General features: G+C 62.8%; 5 protein-coding genes. 1 reads left to right on the forward strand and 4 read right to left on the reverse strand.

Features of this window, described 5'->3' with window-relative positions; all coding sequences use genetic code 11:
- On the forward strand, positions 1 to 1914 hold a 1914-nt coding region (locus ACFFAR_RS23625; protein ID WP_375508571.1), incomplete at its 5' end, for a copper-translocating P-type ATPase.
- Here the strand turns inward: ACFFAR_RS23625 and ACFFAR_RS23630 are convergent.
- From ACFFAR_RS23630 to ACFFAR_RS23645, 4 genes are read right to left on the reverse strand one after another with little or no spacing between them, the layout of a single operon-like run.
- Positions 1848 to 2348, reverse strand: coding sequence for a thioesterase family protein (locus ACFFAR_RS23630; RefSeq protein WP_062003589.1), 501 nt, complete (start codon positions 2346 to 2348; stop codon positions 1848 to 1850). The two genes, ACFFAR_RS23625 and ACFFAR_RS23630, sit on opposite strands and share 67 nt — an antisense overlap.
- 10 nt (positions 2349 to 2358) lie before the next feature.
- The gene (locus tag ACFFAR_RS23635) at positions 2359 to 3306 is read right to left on the reverse strand and encodes an L-carnitine dehydrogenase (RefSeq protein ID WP_174362861.1); all 948 of its coding nucleotides are present in this window, start codon (positions 3304 to 3306) and stop codon (positions 2359 to 2361) included.
- A 26-nt stretch (positions 3307 to 3332) separates the two neighbouring features.
- Positions 3333 to 4262: a 3-keto-5-aminohexanoate cleavage protein gene (locus ACFFAR_RS23640; RefSeq protein ID WP_375508572.1), complete on the reverse strand. Its 930-nt coding sequence runs from the start codon at positions 4260 to 4262 to the stop codon at positions 3333 to 3335.
- Positions 4263 to 4276: 14 nt separating this feature from the next.
- Positions 4277 to 5233, reverse strand: a complete 957-nt coding sequence (locus ACFFAR_RS23645; protein WP_375508573.1) for a choline ABC transporter substrate-binding protein — start codon at positions 5231 to 5233, stop codon at positions 4277 to 4279.
- Between the last annotated feature and the right edge of the window lie 98 nt (positions 5234 to 5331).

Genomic DNA, 5331 nt, shown 5'->3' on the forward strand with positions numbered 1-5331 from the left:
AACCTTGGCGTGTGGGTATCGCTCGCGTTGGCGAGCATCGTCCAGTTCGTGCTCGGCGCGCGGTTTTACGTCGGCGGCTTCAAGGCGGTGCGCTCCGGCGAAGGCAATATGGACTTGCTGGTCACGCTGGGGACATCGGCGGCGTGGGGTTTGAGCGTCTACGAGTTGTTTGCACATCCCGGTCAGTCGGCCCACCTCTACTTCGAGGCCGCCGCGGTCGTGATCACGCTCGTGCGCTTCGGCAAATGGCTCGAAGCGCGCGCGAAGCGCCAGACCACCGACGCCATCCGCGCCCTCGACGCGCTGCGCCCCGACCGTGCCCGGATTCGCGATGCCGCGACCGGCCAGGAACGCGATATCGCCTTGGCCGAAGTGCGCAAAGGCGATGTGGCGATCGTCCGGCCGGGCGAACGGATGCCCGTGGACGGCGTGATCCGCGAGGGCCGCACGCACGTGGATGAATCGCTGATTACCGGCGAGAGCCTGCCGGTCGCGAAGGAAACTGGCGCGCGGGTGACGGCGGGATCGATCAACGGCGAAGGCGCGATTGCCGTCGAAACGACTGCGACCGGCGCGGAAACGACGCTTGCACGGATCATCCGGCTGGTGGAATCGGCGCAGGCCGAGAAAGCCCCGATACAGCGGCTCGTCGACCGGGTATCGGCGATCTTCGTGCCGGTGATCCTGGTGATCGCGCTCGTGACGCTGGTCGGTTGGCTGGCTGTGGGCGCGGGCGCCGAGACGGCCGTGCTGAACGCGGTCGCGGTGCTCGTGATTGCATGTCCGTGCGCGCTCGGGCTCGCGACGCCCGCCGCGATCATGGCCGGGACCGGCGTTGCGGCGCGGCACGGCGTGCTGATCAAGGACCCGCAGGCGCTGGAAATGGCGCATCGGATCAGAATTGTTGCCTTCGATAAAACCGGCACGCTGACTGTCGGCCGTCCGTCGATGACCGCGTTCGATGCCGCTGACGGCGTGGACAGGAAAGAAGCCTTGGCGCTGGCCGCCGCCGTCCAGCGGCTGAGCGATCATCCGTTGGCGCGCGCGGTCGTTGCCGCCGCCGATGCCGAGTCGCTTCAGCCGGTCAACGCAAGCGACGCGAAGGCCGTCGCCGGACGCGGCGTGGAAGCGCGCGTCGCCGAGCGTCATCTGGCGGTTGCCAGCGCGCGCTGGCTGGAAGAATTGCGGCTTGTCGCACCGGACGGTCTTGCAACACGGGCCGCAGAACTGGAAAAACTCGGCAATACGGTGTCGTGGCTCGTGGACCTGGGCGCTCCCGCCCGCGTGCTCGCGCTGCTGGCCTTTGGCGACTCCGTGAAACCCGGTGCGCGCGAAGCCATCGCCCGATTGAGCGCGATGGGCATCCAGAGCGTCCTCATTACCGGCGACAACGCCGGCAGCGCGACGAGTGTTGCAAAATCGCTCGGCATTGCGCCCGATGCCGTGCACGCGCAAATGCTCCCCGCCGACAAGGCGCGCGTGATCGCCGAATTGAAAGCGCGTGCCACAGGCGCAGTCGCGATGGCCGGCGACGGCATCAACGACGCGCCCGCGCTCGCCGCAGCGGACATCGGCATAGCGATGGCGACCGGCACCGATGTCGCCATGGAAGCCGCCGGTATCACGCTGATGCGCGGTGACCCGGCGCTGGTGGCGGACGCTATCGATATCGCTCGGCGCACGTATCGCAAGATCCAGCAGAACCTGTTCTGGGCGTTCGTGTACAACCTGATCGGCATTCCACTCGCCGCATTCGGCCTGCTCAACCCGATGCTCGCCGGTGCCGCGATGGCGTTCTCAAGCGTGAGCGTAGTGACGAACGCATTGTTGCTGCGGACCTGGCGCGCTCACGCGGGTTTGGTTCCAGCGGGCGAACGGGATCTGGAAGGCAAGCCGATCACGCGCCCGGCGTAACGCGCCTCCTTGATCGACCCGGCATGCATCTCTTCGATACGGGCGGCAACTTCCGTATCGAAGACTGCCGATTTCGCGCCGTTCGTCATGTCGACGTGCAGCAGCATCTGCTCACTCGCCGAGACGGGCTCGGCGCCCTCGCCTTCGAACATCTCCATGTAGAGGTGGACGCGCTTGGCATCGAATGCAAGCACCGATGCCTCCACGCGAACCGCCGCGCCTTCCTTGATCTCATGCAGATAATTGATGTGCGCCTCGAGCGTGAACAGCGAGCGGCCACGGGCTGCACGGCCCGCTTCATCCAGACCGATGCGGTCCATGAACGCATCGGTGGCGAGGCTGAAGATCAGCATGTAGAACGCGTCACGCAAATGTCCGTTGTAGTCGACCCACTCGGGCCTCACCGTGTCGCGATGGATAGTGCAGTTTTCCATTGATGGCCGCTTAGTCCGTGATGCCGTGGCGCGATTTCGCTTCGGCTATCGCGGTGAGGACGCTCGTGATGCAGTCATCGCGATAACGCTCCAGTTGCTTGATCGAATGCGAACCTTGCTGCTCGGTCGTGCCTTCCACCACGCGGTCGATGAGTTCATCCGTCAGCTTGGGTGCAACCAGTTTGGTCCACGGCAATTCTAGCGCCGGTCCGAATTGCTGCATGAAATGGCGCATGCCGGCCTCTCCACCCGCAAGCGTATAGGTCAGGAACGTGCCCATGAACGACCAGCGGATGCCGGCGCCAAAACGAATGGCGTCATCGATTTCACCGGTCGTCGCCACGCCTTCGTTCACCAGATGCAGCGCTTCGCGCCACAGCGCCTCAAGCAGCCGGTCCGCAATGAACCCCGGCACTTCCTTCCTCACGCGCAACGGGCGCATGCCGATGGATTCATAAAAAGTCGACGCCGCTTTCAACGTTTCTTCAGACGTCTGTTCGCCGCCCAAAACTTCAACAAGCGGCAAGAGATAAACCGGATTGAACGGATGGCCGACGATGCAACGCGACGGGTCCTTTGCCCTCGCGTAGAAGTCCGTTGGCAGCAAGCCTGATGTTGACGAAGCAATGATCGCTTCAGGCTTGGCCGCCTTCGTAACGCGCTCGTGAAGGCTCAGTTTCAGGTCTTCGCGCTCGGGCGCGCTTTCCTGGATGAAGTCGGCGTCGGCGACACATTCCTCGACCGTCTCGACGAACCGCAACCGTGCCTTCGATGCCCCTTCGGCAAGCCCGACCCGCTCAAGTGCGGGCCAGGCATTGGCCACATTCTTTCTCAACTGCTCCTCGGCGCCCGGCGCCGGGTCCCACGCAACCACGTCAAGTCCGTGCGCCAGTGCCCTCGATACCCATCCGCTTCCGATCACGCCAACGCCCAACGCAGCAAACGTCTTCACTTGCATATACTGGATTCCTTAGTAATCTGAATTCAAGCAAACTGCTCGATCTTGCGACGATCGAGCAAACGTTCGCCGCGTGCGGGGAGCTTGAGTTTCTTGCGGCCTTCGGCAGGCGTCAGCGCACGCCCACCCAGCCGTTCGATGATCTCAACCGCGCGCTGTACGAGCGTCCCGTTGCTCGCGTGCACACCACGATCCAGATACAAGTTGTCTTCCAGTCCGACGCGAACATGACCGCCCAGAAGCATTGCTTGGGCGACCATCGGCATCTGCATCCGGCCTATACCAAAGCCCGCCCACTGCGCGCCCGCCGGCATGTTGTCGACCATCGACTTGAGCGTGCCGACGTCGGCCGGCGCACCCCATGGAATGCCCATGCAAAGCTGGAACAAAGGGGCGTCGTCGAGCAGCCCTTCCTTTTGCATTTGCTTCGCGAACCAGAGATGGCCGGTATCGAAGATCTCGAGTTCGGGCTTCACACCCAGTTCCTGGATGCGTCTTGCGCCCGCCCGAAGTTGCGCGGGCGTCGAAACATAGATGGTGTCGCCGTCGCCGAAATTGAGCGTGCCGCAGTCGAGCGTGCAGATCTCCGGCAGCAACTCTTCCACGTGCACGAGGCGCGTCAATCCGCCGACGAGATCCGTGGCGGCGCCGAATTCCATCGGCGACTCGCCTGCGCCGATTTCCAGATCGCCGCCCATACCGGCCGTGAGGTTGATGATCACGTCCACGTCCGATGACCGGATGCGGTCCACGACTTCGCGATACAACGCCGGATCGCGGCTGCCGCGCCCCGTTTTCGGATCGCGGACGTGACAGTGCGCGACTGTTGCGCCTGCATGCGCGGCTTCGATCGCCGCTTCCGCGATCTGTTTCGGTGTGACCGGAATCGCCGGATGTTTGCCGGTGGTGTCGCCTGCGCCCGTTACCGCGCACGTCACGATTACTTCGTAGTTCATGTCACGCCGTCCTTTCAAAGGCCAAGATATTGCTTGACTGCCGGCAAGCCATCCTTGCCGTCCACTGTCTTCACGCCCGCAAGCCATGCGTCGAGCACTTGCGGATTTTTCTTCAGATAAGCCTTTGCCGCGTCGGTCGGGCGCTCTTTCGCCATGACGGGAATCATCAACTGGTTCTCGAGTTGCGTTGTGAAGCGAAGATTCGATACGAGCTTTCCGGCGTTCGGGCAACGCGTCAGGAAGTCAGGGTTCGTCAGCGTGTAGACGCGCGCTTCGCCGTAGTTCGGACCGAAGACTTCGTCGCCGCCGGCGAGGTAATTCATCTTGACCTGGATGTTCATGGGATGCGGTTCCCAGCCGACGAACACGACCCATTTCTTGTCGCGGACTGCGCGATCGACCGTTACCAGCATGCCCGCTTCGCTCGATTGCACGAGCTTGAAACCGCCGAGTCCGAACTGGTTGGTATCGATCATCTTCTGGATTTGCGCGTTCGCGCTGCTGCCCGGTTCGATGCCGTAGATCTTGCCGTCGAGTTCATCCTTATGCTTCGCGATGTCCTGGAACGTCTTCAGGCCCGCGTCGTATTCATAGCTCGGCACGGCGAGCGTGGCTTTTGCGCCGGAGAGATTGGGCGGATCGAGTTTGTCGATGGCTTTCGAATCGATGAACGGCTGGACCACCTTTTCCTGCACTGGCCACCAGTATCCGAGCGATACATCGATCTGCTTGCTTTTGAGGCCTGCCAGCGAGATGGGGACCGAGGCGACGGTGACTTTGGGGTTGTAGCCCAGGCCTTCGAATACCACCGATGCCAGCGCGGTGGTCGACGTGATGTCGGTCCAACCGATATCGACGAAACGGACCGTGTGGCAGGTTGCGTCTTCCTTGCTCTGGGCGGAGGCACCGAATGAAGTCAGCGCGAGAAACAGGCAGGCGAACAGCTTTTTCGTGGCCGGATAGGTGGGCATGGATTTCTGTTCCGATGGGTTCTGGTTGGACTGGGCGGGTTCGGTTCGGTCCCAACTGACCGTGGGTAAAGGTACTGCCGCAGAATACCGCTGAGGCG

The sequence above is a fragment of the uncultured Caballeronia sp. genome, from assembly GCF_964243625.1.
Classification (GTDB): Bacteria; Pseudomonadota; Gammaproteobacteria; order Burkholderiales; family Burkholderiaceae; genus Caballeronia.